Here is a 15,113-nt window from a genome sequence, read left to right as displayed (position 1 = left end):
AGCAATCCGCGAATACCCTTTTTCGGCCAACCTTCCGGCGTAACCTCCGGACAAGGTTTACAAAGCGTCGATGCCCTCGGCCCATTTCCGCCGCTTGGTTGTCGAATGGTTTTGCAGTAAGAGGCTCTATCCTCGAACGGAACGGGAACCTCCGTCGCCTGCCCGCAAAAAGCGTGGCAGTATCGGGTGGTGATTCGCAGCATCGCAATCCAGGACCAGCATGAACGACAGCAACGATCTTTTCGGCAATCTGGACAAGCAGCCGCAACCGGTTCGCGCCACCGCGCGCCCGGCCGACCCCCTGGTGCAGGCGGCGAAGCGCCCGGCATCCCGCGACGGCAGCGAGAGCTACAGTGCCGCCGACATCGAGGTTCTGGAAGGGCTGGAGCCGGTGCGGCGGCGGCCCGGCATGTATATCGGCGGCACCGACGACAAGGCGATGCACCATTTGTTCGCCGAGGTCATCGACAATTCGATGGACGAGGCGGTCGCCGGCCACGCGACTTTCATCGACGTCGAGCTTTCGGCCGACGGATATCTGGCGGTGACCGACAATGGCCGCGGCATTCCGGTCGATCCGCATCCGAAATTCAAGAAGCCTGCGCTCGAAGTCATCATGACGACGCTGCATTCCGGCGGCAAGTTCGACAGCAAGGTCTACGAGACCTCGGGCGGCCTGCACGGCGTCGGCGTCTCCGTCGTCAACGCGCTGTCGGACCATCTCGAGGTCGAGGTCGCGCGCGGCCGCCAGCTCTATCGCCAGCGCTTTTCGCGCGGCGTTCCGGTGACCGGCCTGGAGCAGCTCGGCGAGGTGCATAACCGCCGCGGCACCAGAATACGCTTCCATCCCGACGAGCAGATCTTCGGCAAGGGTGCGGCATTCGAGCCGGCGCGGCTCTATCGGATGACGCGCTCGAAGGCCTATCTGTTCGGCGGCGTCGAGATCCGCTGGACCTGCGACCCCTCGCTGATCAAGGAGAAGGACACGACGCCCGCCAAGGCCGAGTTCCATTTTCCCGGCGGCCTCAAGGACTATCTGAAAGCCTCGCTCGGCGACGAATTCCAGGTCACCCGCGAAATCTTTGCCGGCAAAAGCGACAGGCAAGGCGGCCACGGCTCGCTCGAATGGGCGGTGACCTGGTTCGGCGGCGACGGGTTCCTCAACTCCTACTGCAACACCATCCCGACCGGCGAAGGCGGCACCCATGAGGCTGGCTTCCGCAACGTCTTGACGCGCGGCCTGCGCGCCTATGCCGAGCTGGTCGGCAACAAGCGCGCTTCGATCGTCACCTCGGAAGACGTCATGATCTCGGCGGCGGGCATGCTGTCGGTGTTCATCCGCGAGCCGGAATTCGTCGGCCAGACCAAGGACCGGCTGGCGACGATCGAGGCGATCAGGATCGTCGAGGCCGCGATCCGCGATCCCTTCGACCACTGGCTGGCCGACAACCCGCAGGAAGCTTCGAAGCTGCTCGAATGGGTGATCGCGCGTGCTGACGAGCGGGTGCGCCGCCGCCAGGAAAAGGAAGTCTCGCGCAAGAGCGCGGTGCGCAAGCTGCGCCTGCCCGGCAAGCTCGCCGACTGCACGCAGAATGCCGCGGCCGGCGCCGAGCTCTTCATCGTCGAGGGCGATTCGGCCGGCGGCTCGGCGAAACAGGCGCGCGACCGCGCCAGCCAGGCAGTGCTGCCGCTACGCGGCAAGATTCTCAACGTCGCCAGCGCCGGCAACGACAAGCTGGCTGCCAACCAGCAGATTTCCGACCTGATCCAGGCGCTTGGCTGTGGCACGCGGTCAAAATACCGCGATCAGGATCTGCGCTACGACCGGGTCATCATCATGACCGACGCCGACGTCGACGGCGCCCATATCGCTTCGCTGCTGATCACCTTCTTCTACCAGGAGATGCCGAGCCTGGTCCGCGACGGCCATCTCTACCTGGCGGTGCCGCCGCTCTACTCGATCCGCCAGGGCGGCAAGGTCGCCTATGCCCGCGACGATGCGCACAAGGACGAACTGCTGCGCACCGAGTTCACCGGGCGCGGCAAGGTCGAAATCGGCCGCTTCAAGGGGTTGGGCGAAATGATGGCCGCCCAGCTCAAGGAAACCACCATGGACCCGAGAAAGCGCACGCTGCTCAGGGTCGACGTGATCGATGCCGAGGCGGCGACCAAGGATGCGGTCGACGCGCTGATGGGCACCAAGCCGGAAGCCCGCTTCCGCTTCATCCAGGAACGCGCGGAGTTTGCCGAGACGGAAGTGCTGGATATCTGAATTTCTTCGGCTCGGCGAACCGCAAACGGCGACCGTTGTTGCAGCACACGAAAGCCCCTCGCCTTCAATTCGGCGTCTCGCTCCCGATCATCGTTCGCTCCCCCTTCTCCCCTTGTGGGAGAAGGTGGCCGAGCGAAGCTCAGTCGGATGGGGGTGTTCCAGCTTGGCAAAAACCGCACTCCGGCCAACACCCCTCTTCCGTCTCGGCGCTGCGCGCCGATCCACCTTCTCCCACAAGGGGAGAAGTCAAGACCGCGCTACCGCCACGGTTGCAAACTCTGGTCTCCGACATAAGAGATGGTGCTGTCGCCGGAACCTTAAGTCGTCGTTTCGAAGCAAAATCGTGCATGGCCCTAAAATAGTAGCAGTTTTTTGCGCCCACAACGCATCGCAATCGCGGCTACCAAACCCAAGCTAATGGTGAAGACCTGACACTTGGACCCATGTGATGCTATGCCGGCAATCGGATCCGCACTTCAAGGAGACCGCGGACCTGCCGCCAGACACGATAAAGCCTGCTACCCAGCGCCGTCACAATCGCCAACAGCCTCTGCGGCTGTCGAAAGGCCGACCGCCTAGCATTTCGTTTTAAACGCATAAGGTATCCCCCGACACCATTGGCGGATCATGCCGTGATTGGCCCTTGTTCTCGAATCCGCCCAGCGAGCGGCCGAATGCGATGCTTTGCTAAGGCCCCGCGATTAGCAACAGCGCTGCTCGTGAGCCGCCTTCGCCAAGGGCCGCTTCTTCAACGGCCACATCCGCAATCACTTCCGCTACCTGGTTGGCCCCGCGGTCGACTGAGCAGCATCAGCGGACGATCTCTTTTGGCAGGGATGCGGCTCAGTCGTCGCGGCCGTCCGGCCAGCCTTTGCGAGGGCAAGGTCGGACATCGGAACGAAAGGCGGATTCGCGAATTTCTACTGCTAGATAATCGGAATCGTTGCCCATGAGGCTCGCGACCCTCCACCTTGAAACTGCGAGATACGGCGATGTATATCGCGCGGAAAGGCTCGCGCGGTTGAGGCAGCAAATGATCCCGCACATCAAGCGCACTGACGCCTCGGCTCAAAAAGTCGAGCAAGCGCTGGCTAGTTTGGCCGAAGCAAACGCATCCATGGACCGGCTCGCGCGGCATCAGTAGGGCCGCGCTCATGCGCGCCTCCGCATCGGCACGACGTGCGGCGGGTTCGGTTGCTGCATGTGGCGCTCTCACCACATCCGTTTCGTGATGCCTGTCCTTAGCCCCGTGGGGCCGCAGAATTGTAGACATGTGGGCACGACCGCACGTCCACATGTCATCATCTATCGGTGTTGCGGGCACTCAAGTGTCCGCTGTTAGACTAGGCGACATCTTGTAGATTGGAACGACACCCTGGAGATTCGAAACATGGCGCTCAAGCGGATGGACAACGTAGGGATCGTCGTCGAAGATCTCGGAGGGACGATCGATTTCTTTCGCGAACTCGGCCTCGAGCTCGAAGGGCGGGCCACGATCGAAGGAGAATGGGCCGGACGTGTCACTGGACTGGGCGATCAGCGTGTCGAAATTGCCATGATGCGCACACCGGACGGCCACAGCCGGCTCGAGCTCTCCCGCTTCCTCACGCCGCCTGTCGTCGCAGATCACCGGAACGCCCCGGTCAACGCCTTCGGCTACCTCCGCGTCATGTTCGCCGTGGACGACATCGACGAGACGCTTGAAAGGCTCCGCACGCGCGGCGCGCAGCTCGAAGGCGAAGTAGTCCAGTATAAAGACGCGTATCGGCTCTGCTACATCCGTGGGCCTGAAGGGCTCCTCATCGGACTCGCCCAAGAACTCAGCTGAGCGCAATACGAAGACAAATGGCCAAGAGTGACGAATGCCAGCGAGCGCGTCCGAGGCCGACCCGCCTGTTCGAGGTCCACCCCTCCACGGTCGGCTGCGTTCTCGCTAAGCACGATTAGGGCGTCAACCCGGTGGGTCGCCCGCGAATGCCGCCGTCAGCAGCCTCTGAGCGTGTCTCGCCGGATATGGAACGTACTTCTCGGACTAGCTTGTTTATTATGGCCCATTGGAATTCAGCCGAGCTGTCGGCTGGAATGATAAACGAGCGCTTCAGCAACCATGGCCATTCATGGACAAGCCGTCCCGGCTTGAAGCAATCCGAATGATCGAGGAATGCCTGGCCGGACATCGCAGTCACCAAGCTGCGTTCGCCGCCTTCGAGGCGGCTGCAACAGAACAGGGACTTCATAAGCAGAAGCCTCCAAGCGAAGGCCTCAAGAAATTCGACGGGGTTGCTGAAGATCTGATGTGAGGTGATGCCCGCCCTCGCCACCTTGGAACCGCTGACAGGCCCCGCCTAGGCGGACGTGGTCAGGACCACCCGCAAATCGAGGAATGGCGGTGGTCTCTTGCTGCGCATTCCCTAGCTAACGACCATTCCAATTGCCAGGAACGCGATGGAGACGGGGAAGACCGGACCGAGTAACCAGTGGGCCTGGTGGACGCTATTTTCCATGGGCTCCTCCCGTGAACTCGGAGCAACGACTACGGGCAGCCGCGGTTCCGGATGGTGCGATGTCCAGTCTGTTGCGCGAACAGTGAGACTTGGGTCCTGTCTGAGATCGGCCCGAAGCTCCCAGCCAAAGGAACTTTTGCAGCTGCTGCGGGTTCGGTGAGTATCGCGCGTGACGATGCTGTTCGGCGCGAGAGGACTCACATAGGAGGCAACTATGAAAATGCGACTTTCCACTGCAGCCGCGGGATTTCTGCTGCTGGCAGGTATCGGCGCTGCTGCCGCTCAGGACGTAGTCATCGAGCCTGAACAGGAGACCGTCATCAGGGAATATGTGAAGAAGCAGCCGCTCGCATCGGTGAAGGTCCCTGGGATAGAGCTCAATATCGGCTCAACGCTGCCCGAGACGGTCGAGCTTCATGAAGTTCCCGACACCAAATACAGTTACGTGATGGTCGACAACCGAACCGTTGTCGTTGATCCAGGCACACGCAAGATCATCAAAGTCATCGAGTGACCTAAGTGACTGGGATCACAGCCCGCGGTGCCGAAAGGTATAGCAGGACACTAAATCTGGAAGTCGGTCTGATCCAACAGACCATTGCCAGTCCTCTCCCGTAGGCAATGGTCTGTCGGCTCATCCGGTAACTTGCGGCCCAACCCAACGCATTGGGGCTGCAACGGTTTCGCGCGGCTATGCCGGGTCTCGTTATCGGTCAATCTCATTGCTGCTTTCGCTCTCGTTCTCTTTCAATCTCTTCAGGTTCCTCTTTGTCGATCTTGACCCGTCTCGGTATCAGCCTTGCCGACCGCGCGAAGCAGTTCGTCCGTCTTGGCGTTCATGGCCTGAGTATCGCGACGTTCGGCGCGCTGGACGAAAAGAGTCATGGCCCGTGTCGCTAGCGTCGCAATCGAATGGGAGCTAGTCGCCGGCACGGCACTGACGTTGCGCGACATGCTGCGGTCAGAAGGTCTCGATAGCTGGCCCAAACTGACCGGCGGCAAAGGCGTGCATGTGATGGCGCCTTTGCAGGCCGTCATCACCCACGACGCCGCCAGGCTGTATGCACGTAAGCTGGCACAGCGACTCGTCGGCAAGCAGCCTGAACGCCATGTTGTCTCGGCCGCGCCGTCCGCTCGCAATGGGCGCATCTTTCTCGATTATCTCCGCAATGGGCGCGGGAACACGGCTGTGGGCGCCTATTCACCACGTGCCCGCCCAGGCTTTTCGGTCGCGGCTCCCGTTAGCTGGAACCAAGTTGAAAAGGGGATTCTGCCGGACGCCTTCACGCTGCAAAGCCCACCTCAGCGTTGAGTTATCGCAACGCCCCTTGGGCAGGCAATTCCTTGTGTTTTTCGAAGATCTTCTACGGATAAGTGATCCGCACCTTACCGGGAGGGGAACACTAAAAGTGGGCCTTGCGTTGTTTCCCGCCGACGTCCTATCTAGCCCGAACTACTTTCAGTCTGAGGGGCGGGTATGAAACAGAATCAGGAAGGCAATCGGCGGTCATCCGTAGGCAGCGCATTGGCCATCGGGCTTTTGATATCGAGCATATCTCTGGCAGGGTGCACTACAGTTTCAACCAGCGGTGCGCATGGATGGCTTAGGAAGTCAAATTTTGACGGGGTTACCGAAGCAATGTTTAAGAAAGGCATGATGCCCGTAGCGATCGACTGCCGGTTCGATAGCACAGCTCCGGGCAAAGCGGCCTATGGATCAAAAGTTACGTGGAAACCTGCCGCCCCCAGAGACATTCGCTGGGTAATGCATGTCGGCACTCCCGATTACGTTGCGAGCAGTGAAGCTGAATCACGCGCAATCGGCCTTCATCGCGTGTTTTCGAAAAGGGTTCGTGACAAAGCAACGGGTCAAGTAGTTCAGTGTTCGATCTCGACGGATTGATCCTCTCAGCGGTGCCGACCATCTGGAAGGGACTATCCCTTCGGCGCCATGGTGGGAGTCATGGCGACGTGGCGCCTTACCACAACCGACAAGTCGTTGTGCTCCAGCCGGCGGACTGGGCAGCCTGGATCCACCTAAGATAGCCCGAAGCTGAACTTTTGCGACCGTTGCCGAGAGGGTCACTCGCGGTCGAGACGGTGCGGCGGGGGAGCCAATAGCTGCTTAGCGCCCGGGGCGGTCGTTAAAGCGATCACGGTCGAGCGGCCGAAGCCGACCCATTGAAGACCTTGCCGGTCAGCGCATAAGCTCGGTCGATAAGAAGTCTGAGGGACTGGAGCCGAGATGCACACCCGCTGGATCGACTTTGGCCTACCAGCCTTCCTTCGAAATGCAGCCAGACTGATCTTCTGCGGTATCATCAGTTGTCTTGGAATTTTTCATTCGAATGCCGACCAGTTGGTGAAGTTCAAAAGCGCCTCATTCCAGCCGACACCGTTTCAGACGCGCATGGCGCGGGAGCGTGGCGAAGAACCAAAAGTTTTTTCCGGCGCGCCGATACGGGGATTCCTGACACGCCCATCAGGGGATGGACCGTTCCCGGCTGTCGTCCTGCTTCACGGCTGTGCCGGCCTTGGCCTCCGAGAAAGAGAGGCCTGGTCAAGAAGATTGTCGTCCTGGGGGTATGTCGTATTAGCCGTCGACAGTTTCACGACGCGCGGCATCCGGCATACCTGCGACCGGCTGTTTTACGATCGGGTCAACGACGCCTACGGCGCCTTGGAATTCCTCACCACGCTCGGCTTCGTCGACTCTCGACGCGTCGCGGTAATGGGGTTCTCCGCTGGCGGAATCGCTGTGCTGCAAGCCGTCCAGCTTGGCGCTGCGGCAGCGCTTATGAAGCAGAAATTCCAAGCTGCGATTGCCTACTACCCCTCATGCTCGGTAACGAGTGGTGAGATGGCCGTTCCGACCTTGATCCTAATCGGCGAACGCGACGATTGGACCCCGGCGGCGGCCTGCCGGAAAATGATGGAGCAACGCAGCGGCAAAGGGAGCCCCGTCAAACTCATCGTCTACCCGGACGCCCCGCACTCATTCGACGCCGAGAACCTGAAAACGGGCATCTCGTCCTTCGGCCACTTCCTGCAATACAATGAACTCGCCGCCAATCGCTCGTTTCAGGATTCACACGTTTTCCTGAGTGAAACGCTTGGACACTGATCCAGACAGACACTTGTGCCGCAAGGCCGCTTTCCATCACCCCGTTGCGGACCTTAGACGTTGTCGCGATGGGCCACTTCTGCGACGGTACAAAATCGATACGAAACCGTCGATTTTAATCTGGATGTTGCTAAGGGAAGAACATTGGTGCCTGCTATTAGAATCGCTGTCGCTGGCGCGCAGGGCCACATGGGCAGAGCATTACTCGCTGCTGTCGCCGCAGCACCTGCCTTTTCGCTCGTAGGAGGCTTCGGACGCCCCGAAAAAGTCGTCGACGGATTGATTCATGTTGACGCAGCGCTCCGCGCTGCGGATGTCGTCGTGGATTTCACGACCGGCCAAGCATCGGCGGCGCTTGCAGAAAAGTGCGCCGCGATGGGTCGACCAGCAATGGTGATCGGCGCAACAGGGTTTGAGGACACTCACCTCGCTCGGATCGCCGAGGCGGCACGTAAAATAGCGATCGTGCGTTCAGGCAACTTCTCCCTTGGCGTGAACATGCTGGTGGGCCTAGTTGAGCGCGCCGCGCGCTCTTTCCCAGCTGAAGTTTGGGATATCGAGGTCCATGAAGCTCACCATCGCCGGAAGATCGATGCACCATCTGGAACGGCGCTGATGCTAGGCGAAGCAGCGGCCAGTGGTCGGGGCGTTCCGCTTGCTCCCGTCGAACGGCGCGGGCGCGATGGTATTATTGGCGAGCGAGCGCTTGGTGAAATCGGGTTTTCCGTATTGCGAGGCGGCGGCATCATTGGAGAGCATAGTGTGGTATTTGCCGCCGACGAAGAGATTCTGACACTGTCGCATTCCGCTTTGGATCGCGGCATGTTCGCGCGCGGTGCGTTGACTGCCGCACGCTGGGTTTCAGACCATGAACCCGGCGAATACGACATGCAGGACGTTCTCGGGTTGTCGCCAATCTCCCGCTGAGTTTGCAACTGCCGCAAGGACTGCTCTTCACCCATTGCTGCAATTCGATTTGGGTATCAACCGTCAGATTTTCACCACTAGGCAGCAGCGATCGCCAGCGCGTGACCGCGCGCGTTTTCGCGCAGCGCATCGAGGTGGATCGATTTGACCAATCCGGCGAGATCGCCTTCGGCGGACTGCCCGCCCAATTCCTTCAGCATCAGCCAGCTGACTTCCTGGACGCCGGCGAGGCGCTTGCCATTGGCGACCTCCCGCCAGACCTTCAGCGCGCGCAGGATGATGGCGTGCGTGGCCGCGGCCAGGCCAGCGCTGCGGAGCAGCGCCTGCAGCGCCACGTCGTGCCCGCCGGCCAGCAGCGCCCTCACCCGTTGTTCGGATTGCTGGCTGAGCGCGACCAGCGCCGAGCCGAAGAAATCGACCTTGCCGTGCGCGATGGTGCGAATGATGAAGCTTGCGGTCAGGTCGCCGCGCAGGCGCAGATGCTCGATGAGCGCCGCATGTTCTTCCTGGCGCGTGCCTTCGATCAGCGTCAGGGAAGCCTTGACGCAGGCGTCGCGCATGACGCGCTCGGTTCTGGCACGGCCCATCAGCGCCAGGACCAGCGGCGAACCCTTGAGCGTTTCACCAAGTTTTATTAGCAGCATATGCCGGCAGTCAGCGGGCAGACGCGCATCCGATATCAGCGCTTCGCGCAGCGAAGGCAGATGGCCATGGCGTTCGGCGATACGGCGGAAGCTGAGCGAAGCGATGTCGGCGCCGCTGTTGGCGAGAAGCGTGGCGCAGGCTTCCGGCTCGCCGATTTCGGCGATCGCGGCGGCGACCGCCATGGAGACGCGCGGACGATCGGCGATCAGTTTCTGGATCGCCTTCTGGCCGCCGGCAACCCGGTCGATCAGATCGGCATCGGTAAGCAGCGGCGAACGTGCCAGCACCAGGCTGGCGACTTCCGGCTGATCGGACGCCAGCGCGCTGATGATCTGCAGCGGCGCGTGATGGCTCATCGACAGCGCCTCTGCCATCGCCAGCCGCACTTTCGACGAGGTATCGTCGAGCAGCAGCGTCAGCGCCGCCTCCGCCGCGCAGCGATCCTCGAAAGGCAGTTCGGCATTGATGTAGGCGCGAGCCAATGCGCTTGCTGCCGCGGCGCGCTCAGAGACCCTTGCCGTATGAATCCATTTCAGGAAATGCGAAACAACCATGCCGTCCGCTATGCCCCTAGCCCGAGTCCGTTCCCGCCCCAGTGAAGACCGTAGGCAGAAATGGTTTACGAACGGTTCACCATCTTTGTTAACTGCCCCTCTTTGTTAACTGGCTTGCGAGCGCGGTAGGCAGCGCCTATCAACCCTTAGAGCGACTTGCGCGCTTTCGGACGCACAAAGCACGCTAACACTTTGAAGCATCGTGCTTTCCAAAAATCGATTCCGATTTTCGGGGCGATGCGGCAGCGGAGGAGATCGACCATGGCCGGGCTTTATCTGGAAGAGTTCGTCGTCGGCCACGTCTTCCAGCACACGCTGCGGAAAACCGTCACCGAAAGCGACAACATGCTGTTCTCGGTAATGACGCTGAACCCGCAGCCGCTGCACATCGATTTCGATTTCGCCGCCAAAAGCGAATGGGGCAAGCCGCTGGTCAATTCGCTGTTCACGCTGGGCCTGATGATCGGTATTTCGGTGAACGACATCACCGTCGGCACCACCGTCGCCAATCTCGGCATGAAGGAGACGGTGTTTCCGCATCCGGTCTTCCACGGCGACACCATCCGCGTCGAGACGACGGTGGTGTCGGTGCGCGACTCCAGGTCGAAGCCGGACCGCGGCATCGTCGAATTCGAGCACCGCGCCTACAACCAGGACGACGTGCTCGTCGCCAAATGCACGAGGCAGGCGATGATGATGAAGAAGGCCTGACCGATGCGCTCGCTGCTGTTCGTTCCCGGCGATTCGGAAAAGAAGCTGGAAAAGGCGATTGGCGCCGACGCCGACGTGGTCATCGTCGATCTCGAGGATTCGGTCGCGCCACAAAACAAAACCTTGGCCCGCGATATCGCCGCACGCTTCATCACCGAACACGGGCATCAAACCAGTTCCGCAATCTATGTCCGCATCAACGATCTCTCTACCGGCCTGGCGGATGACGATCTGGCGGCACTCGTGCCAGTGAAACCCGACGGCATCATGCTGCCGAAGTCGAACAGCGGACAGGATGTCCAGCAGCTCTCGGCCAAGCTCAGGGTGCACGAGGCCGAAAGCGGGGTGCCGGACGGTGCGATAAAAATCCTGCCGATCATCACCGAAACAGCTGCCGGCGTGCTGGCGGCCGCGAGCTACGCCAAGGCAAGTGCGCGGCTTGTCGGCGTGACCTGGGGTGCGGAAGATCTCTCGGCAGCAATCGGCGCGCGCACGGCCCGCGACGAGAATGGCCGCTACACCGATGTGTTCCGCTTCGCCCGCACCATGACCATCCTCGCCGCCGGTGCCGCGGAAGTCGCGGCGATCGACACGGTTTTCCCAGATTTTCGCGACATGACCGGCTTCGCGGCGGAATGCGCCGAGGCCGAGCGCGACGGCTTCACCGGCAAGATGGCGATCCATCCGGCGCAGGTGCCTGTCATCAACGCCGCCTTCACGCCGTCGACCGAGGCGGTGAAACACTCCCTGGCAATCGTCCAGGCATTCGAGGCGGCTGGAAATCCCGGCGTCGTCGGCATCGGCGGCAAGATGTACGACCGGCCGCATCTCAAGCTGGCCGAGAGGCTTCTGGCACGCGCCAGGGCGGCGGGGATCTAACTCCCTGGCAGCGGAGGTCATTCGGGCAATTTTCTCGGCAGCCAGAGCCACGCGATGATGCCAGTTGCAAGGGTCAGCAGACCGCCGGCGCCGACCGCGACATGTAAACCGGTGAGGAAGGCTTCGTTGGCCCGTACGATAATTTCAGGGTCCGACTGATCAAGTGTTTCGTTGAGCGTGCCGGCCACGCCGGGACCCAACAGCCGGAAGCTCAGCGCGGCCAACGATCCGAGCAGGGAAATTCCCAGTGCATTGCCCAGTTCGTTGCTGGTCTCGGCGATCGAACTCGCCGCACCGGCTCGTTCGGCAGGAACGGCCGACACCGCTATCTCGGCCACCAGGCTAAAGGACAACCCATATCCGACGCCAGCGATCATGGTCGAGGCGATGAAGGCCGCGATTCCGACCTCGGTGGTCGTGAACAGCAGCAGGAGGACGCCGACGCCGATGAGCAGATGTGTGGCAACAAGGGCAGTTTTGCGGCCGATCCGCTCGACGATGCGAGCGGTGCCCACGCAAGTCGCCGTCAGCACGATCGCGCCTGGCAGCGTCAGCAGCGCTGCGTTGAGAACATCAAAGCCCAGCACCGATTGCAGATAGATGCCCGAAAGATATCCGGTGGCCGACCACACAACCAGCGTAAGAAGCCCGGTCAGGATGGCGATGGAGAAAATGGCGTCTCGGAACAGGTCCAGGTCGAGCAGCGGGTAGTCAATCCTGCTCTGTCTGCGCACGAACAACCCAACGGCAAGGATGCCGACGATGCCGATGCTCATTAGTGTCGGCGTGAAGCCATGCGCCGCCGCGCTCTTGAGCGAATATGTGAACAACAGGATACCTGCAAAGGACAAGATAAGGCTCACCAGATCGATTCGCCCGTAGGCAGTCGAACGCACCTCCTGCAGCAGTACCGGTGCACAGACCAGGAAGCCGATCACGACGGGGACATTGATCAGAAACACGGCGCCCCACTCGAATTGCCGCAACAGCAGTCCGCCGATGACAGGCCCGATGGCGAACCCGGCCGCAAAAGTCGCCGCAAAAATCCCGATCGCCTGAGCGCGCGTGCGCGGATCGGGGAACAGCGAGCTCACGATTGCCAGCCCGGAGGGTAACAGTGTCGCGCCGCCTAATCCCATAAGGGCGCGCGAGGCGATCAGGCTTTCAGGCGTCTGCGAAAAGGCTGCGCCGAGCGATCCAGCACCGAAGACCACCGCGCCGATCATGATCAGCTTCAGCCGCCCATAACGGTCGCCGATATTGCCGAAGGCGATCAGCAGCGATCCAACCACGAACCCGTAAATGTCGAGAATCCAGAGTGCTTGGTCGGCGGTCGGCGTGATGGCCGACGTCACACGCGGCATGGCGAGATAGAGTATCGAGCCGTCCATGGCTACGAGCAGGACCAGGGGCAAGACAGCCATGAGGCCCAACCATGCCCTGCGGTTGGTCGGGCGTACAAGTGAAGTATCGGTCATAACGCACACAAATCCTCTGCCTGCGGCATGCGAAGGCGTGCCGCTTCGGCCGCCGGGGGGAACGCCGGCGGATGGTTGCGATCGAAGAGCGAACTCTATATACTTAAGGTAAGTTACCTTTGGTATATAGTCATGTCAAGCATGCCGAAAAAAAGCCAAGCCGCTGAGAAACGCGTTCGTCTCAGTCGCGAGCAGCGGCTAAGCCAACTTCTTGAGGTGGCGAGGCGCCTGGTTCGCGACGAAGGCACCGACGCTTTGACACTGCCGCGCCTGGCCGAACAGGCCGGTGTCGCCAAGCCGGTGGTCTATGACCATTTCCGGACGCGCAACGGTTTGCTGACCGCCCTCTATCAGGATTTCGACGCGCGCCAGACGGCGCTGATCGACGCCGCTCTTGAAGGAAGTGCTCCGGGTTTGGAGGAGAAAGCTTCTGTCATCGCATCGTCTTACGTCGAATGCGTGCTGGCCCAGGGTCGTGAGATCCCCGGCGTGCTGGCCGCGCTGGCAGGCTCGCCCGAACTGGAGACCGTCAAGCGGGACTACCAACTGGATTTTATCGAGAGGTGCCGAAAGGTGTTGGTCCCGTTTATCGGGCCAAGGGGGATCATGCAGGCCGGTTTTTGGGCGATGTTAGGCGCAGCCGACACCTTGTCCAATGCTGCCGCGACAGGAGAAATCACCGCTCAACAGGCGCGGGACGAACTTTACGAGACGATCGTTGCGATGATCACGAGAAGCAATCGTTGACGCATGCCTCCTAACCAAAGTTAGGGTTCCACCCGATCCATCGGAGATCAGGTTCTAATCCTTTCTCCAGCGAGGCCGGCTCATTGAAAATATCTCGCTGACGCTGGCATAATCCATATAACCGAGACGGCCGACATTGCCCGCCCTGACGATATCGAAGATGCCGTCTTTCAGGAAGGCGTCGTCGATATGCACACCGACGACTTCGCCGGCGACGACGATGGCGCCGGTCGGTGTCCCGTCCAGCGCCTTTGGACGCATGATCTCCGTCACCCGGCATTCAAGCGCCGCGGGCGCCGCCGCCACGCGGGGTGGCGCAACCAGCCGCGACGGCGCCATGGCGAGATCGGCATAGTCGAATTCGGTGACGCCGCGCGGCGCATCGACCGCGGTGCGGACCATTTTTTCAGCGAGATCGCGGCTGACGAGATTGGCGACGAACTCGCCGGTTTCTTCGGCGAATGTGGCGCTGTCCTTCTCGCCTTCGGATGAAAACCAGACGATGAAGGGCCGCGTCGAAAACGCATTGAAGAATGAATAGGGGGCGAGGTTGACCTCGCCGGCCTTGTTCACCGTCGAGATCCAGCCGATCGGCCGTGGCGCCACGATCGCCTTGGACGGGTCATGCGGCAGCCCGTGGCCTTTAGACGGCTCGTAGAACATTCAGCCCACCCATGGCCCTGCATAATCGCCATAGAGCTTTGCCGGATCCGGCCGCGGCCGCTCGGGCGCCGGCCCTTGGTAGGTGCCGATATGGATGAAGCCGACCACCCGCTCATGCGGCGCCAGCCCCAGGATCGCCCTGCCCTCCGGCACGTCGGAATACCAGTTGCTGATCATGTTGGTGCCATAGCCCAGCGCATTGGCTGATAGCATCAGGTTCATCGCCGCCATGCCGCCGGACAGGAACATCTCCCATTGCGGGATTTTTGGGTTCTCCTTCGGGCTCGACACCACGCCGATCACCAAAGGCGCGCGCGAAAAGCGCGCCAGTTCCTGGTTATGGCGGCCTTCCGGCAGCGGCCCTTCGCGCTGTGCGGCAAGGGCTGCCAGCTTCTTGCCGATCTCGACGCGCGCCTCGCCCCGGTAGAGGATGAAGCGCCAGGGCTCGAGCCGGCCGTGGTCCGGCACCCGCGAGGCGGCTGCAATCATCGTCGCGATGTCAGCGTCGCTGGGCGCCGGTTCCTTCAACTCCGGGATCGGCGCGGAATTTCGGGTCAGCAGAAAGTCGATGATCGGCGACGCCATGGGCGCAAGTCTCCTTGGAATTTA

At 61.2% G+C, this 15,113-nt stretch carries 15 protein-coding genes and 1 pseudogene; 11 read left to right on the top strand and 5 right to left on the bottom strand.

Translation table 11 applies throughout. The features are described 5' to 3' along the window. Positions 1 to 220: 220 nt before the first annotated feature. The 4 genes from parE (at position 221) to BLT09_RS23145 (ending at position 5,290) form a co-directional block, all read left to right on the top strand. Entirely contained in the window at positions 221 to 2,272 is a 2,052-nt protein-coding gene (parE, locus tag BLT09_RS23170; RefSeq protein WP_091597149.1) for a DNA topoisomerase IV subunit B, read from the top strand. Between the two features lie 1,390 nt (positions 2,273 to 3,662). Next, positions 3,663 to 4,100 carry a VOC family protein gene (locus BLT09_RS23155; protein WP_091597140.1) on the top strand — a complete coding sequence of 146 codons (438 nt, stop codon included), beginning with the start codon at positions 3,663 to 3,665 and terminating at the stop codon, positions 4,098 to 4,100. Positions 4,101 to 4,326: 226 nt separating this feature from the next. Continuing rightward, a complete protein-coding gene (locus tag BLT09_RS23150; RefSeq protein ID WP_268931603.1) occupies positions 4,327 to 4,572 on the top strand; it encodes a DUF982 domain-containing protein in 246 nt (81 codons plus the stop codon). A gap of 418 nt (positions 4,573 to 4,990) precedes the next feature. Continuing rightward, positions 4,991 to 5,290, top strand: coding sequence for a DUF1236 domain-containing protein (locus tag BLT09_RS23145; protein WP_091597134.1), 300 nt, complete (start codon positions 4,991 to 4,993; stop codon positions 5,288 to 5,290). A 242-nt stretch (positions 5,291 to 5,532) separates the two neighbouring features. On the opposite strand, the gene BLT09_RS35545 is transcribed toward BLT09_RS23145, so the two are convergent. Then, positions 5,533 to 5,661 (bottom strand): hypothetical protein, encoded by a 129-nt coding sequence (locus BLT09_RS35545; protein ID WP_268931602.1) that lies wholly within the window; start codon positions 5,659 to 5,661, stop codon positions 5,533 to 5,535. Between BLT09_RS35545 and ligD the strand changes: the two genes are divergently transcribed. The 4 genes and pseudogenes from ligD (at position 5,660) to dapB (ending at position 8,827) form a co-directional block, all read left to right on the top strand. Beyond that, complete coding sequence (gene ligD / locus BLT09_RS23140; protein ID WP_091597131.1) at positions 5,660 to 6,088, top strand: non-homologous end-joining DNA ligase LigD; 429 nt, start codon at positions 5,660 to 5,662, stop codon at positions 6,086 to 6,088. The two genes, BLT09_RS35545 and ligD, sit on opposite strands and share 2 nt — an antisense overlap. Before the next feature lie 656 nt (positions 6,089 to 6,744). Further along, positions 6,745 to 6,897: pseudogene (locus BLT09_RS35065) on the top strand (SOS response-associated peptidase); the annotation flags it as partial. Between the two features lie 124 nt (positions 6,898 to 7,021). Further along, on the top strand, positions 7,022 to 7,900 hold the full coding sequence (locus tag BLT09_RS23130; protein WP_091597128.1) for a dienelactone hydrolase family protein: 879 nt from the start codon (positions 7,022 to 7,024) through the stop codon (positions 7,898 to 7,900). Between the two features lie 144 nt (positions 7,901 to 8,044). Beyond that, positions 8,045 to 8,827, top strand: coding sequence for a 4-hydroxy-tetrahydrodipicolinate reductase (gene dapB, locus BLT09_RS23125; RefSeq protein ID WP_091597125.1), 783 nt, complete (start codon positions 8,045 to 8,047; stop codon positions 8,825 to 8,827). Between the two features lie 77 nt (positions 8,828 to 8,904). Here dapB and BLT09_RS23120 read toward each other — a convergent pair whose 3' ends face one another. Beyond that, on the bottom strand, positions 8,905 to 10,026 hold the full coding sequence (locus BLT09_RS23120; RefSeq protein WP_091597123.1) for a DUF2336 domain-containing protein: 1,122 nt from the start codon (positions 10,024 to 10,026) through the stop codon (positions 8,905 to 8,907). A 237-nt stretch (positions 10,027 to 10,263) separates the two neighbouring features. Here BLT09_RS23120 and BLT09_RS23115 point away from each other — a divergent pair, with 237 nt between their 5' ends. Continuing rightward, positions 10,264 to 10,737 (top strand): MaoC family dehydratase, encoded by a 474-nt coding sequence (locus BLT09_RS23115; RefSeq protein ID WP_461435579.1) that lies wholly within the window; start codon positions 10,264 to 10,266, stop codon positions 10,735 to 10,737. 3 nt (positions 10,738 to 10,740) lie between these two features. Beyond that, positions 10,741 to 11,616, top strand: coding sequence for an HpcH/HpaI aldolase/citrate lyase family protein (locus BLT09_RS23110; protein ID WP_091597117.1), 876 nt, complete (start codon positions 10,741 to 10,743; stop codon positions 11,614 to 11,616). A gap of 17 nt (positions 11,617 to 11,633) precedes the next feature. Here BLT09_RS23110 and BLT09_RS23105 read toward each other — a convergent pair whose 3' ends face one another. Beyond that, on the bottom strand, positions 11,634 to 13,094 hold the full coding sequence (locus BLT09_RS23105; RefSeq protein ID WP_091597114.1) for an MFS transporter: 1,461 nt from the start codon (positions 13,092 to 13,094) through the stop codon (positions 11,634 to 11,636). 132 nt (positions 13,095 to 13,226) lie between these two features. On the opposite strand from BLT09_RS23105, the gene BLT09_RS23100 reads away from it, so the two are divergent. Continuing rightward, positions 13,227 to 13,841, top strand: coding sequence for a TetR/AcrR family transcriptional regulator (locus BLT09_RS23100; protein WP_091597110.1), 615 nt, complete (start codon positions 13,227 to 13,229; stop codon positions 13,839 to 13,841). A gap of 54 nt (positions 13,842 to 13,895) precedes the next feature. Here the strand turns inward: BLT09_RS23100 and BLT09_RS23095 are convergent, their stop codons facing one another. Both BLT09_RS23095 and BLT09_RS23090 read right to left on the bottom strand, forming a co-directional pair. Beyond that, positions 13,896 to 14,504: a flavin reductase family protein gene (locus BLT09_RS23095; protein WP_091597107.1), complete on the bottom strand. Its 609-nt coding sequence runs from the start codon at positions 14,502 to 14,504 to the stop codon at positions 13,896 to 13,898. Then, positions 14,505 to 15,089: a nitroreductase family protein gene (locus tag BLT09_RS23090; RefSeq protein WP_091597104.1), complete on the bottom strand. Its 585-nt coding sequence runs from the start codon at positions 15,087 to 15,089 to the stop codon at positions 14,505 to 14,507. Positions 15,090 to 15,113: the final 24 nt, after the last annotated feature.

The sequence above is a fragment of the Mesorhizobium muleiense genome, assembly GCF_900099905.1.
Classification (GTDB): Bacteria; Pseudomonadota; Alphaproteobacteria; order Rhizobiales; family Rhizobiaceae; genus Mesorhizobium; species Mesorhizobium muleiense.
Note: the sequence above shows the minus strand (reverse complement) of the source record. Positions and strands in the feature narration are given on the sequence as shown.